The sequence below is a fragment of the Streptomyces sp. MK7 genome, from assembly GCF_032658145.1.
Taxonomy (GTDB): domain Bacteria; phylum Actinomycetota; class Actinomycetes; order Streptomycetales; family Streptomycetaceae; genus Streptomyces; species Streptomyces spiralis.
In genome coordinates, this window is record NZ_JAVACL010000140.1 from 1 (window position 1) to 622 (window position 622).

The 622-nt window shown below is 67.0% G+C and carries 1 protein-coding gene; it reads left to right on the top strand.

The window, feature by feature from the left end:
• Positions 1-622: ISAzo13 family transposase (locus R2S09_RS40190; RefSeq protein ID WP_316746234.1), on the top strand; the 622-nt coding region annotated here is incomplete at both ends.

Genomic DNA, 622 nt, shown 5'->3' on the forward strand with positions numbered 1-622 from the left:
TCTCAGATACAGCCTGCAGGGCACCGTCAAGACCGCCGAGGGCGCCGGCCACCCGGACCGCGATGCCCAGTTCGCCCACCTCAACGCCACGGCCGCCTCCTTCCTCGACGACGGTCAGCCGGTGATCAGCGTCGACACCAAGGCCAAGGAATGGCTCGGCAACCGCGACCGGCCCGGCCGCACCTGGCGACCGGGCAAGGACCCGATCAAAGTCGACTGCCACACGTTCACCACCAGCGACCAGCCCGTGGCCATCCCGTACGGGATCTACGACATCGCCAACAACACCGGCTGGGTCAACGTCGGGACCGACCACGACACCGCCGAGTTCGCCGTGGAGTCCATACGCCGCTGGTGGCAGCGCCGCGGACAGGTGCACCACCCGAACGCCAGCCGATTGCTGATCACCGCCGACGCCGGCGGTTCGAACGACCCACGCCGCTGGACCTGGAAGAAACACCTCGCCGCCTTCGCCCTGGAGAGCGGCCTGGAGATCACGGTCTGCCACTTCCCGCCGGGCACGTCGAAGTGGAACAAGATCGAACACAGGATGTTCTGCCACATCACCGCGAACTGGCGCGGCCGACCGCTGACCAGCTACCAGGTCGTCATCGAAACCATC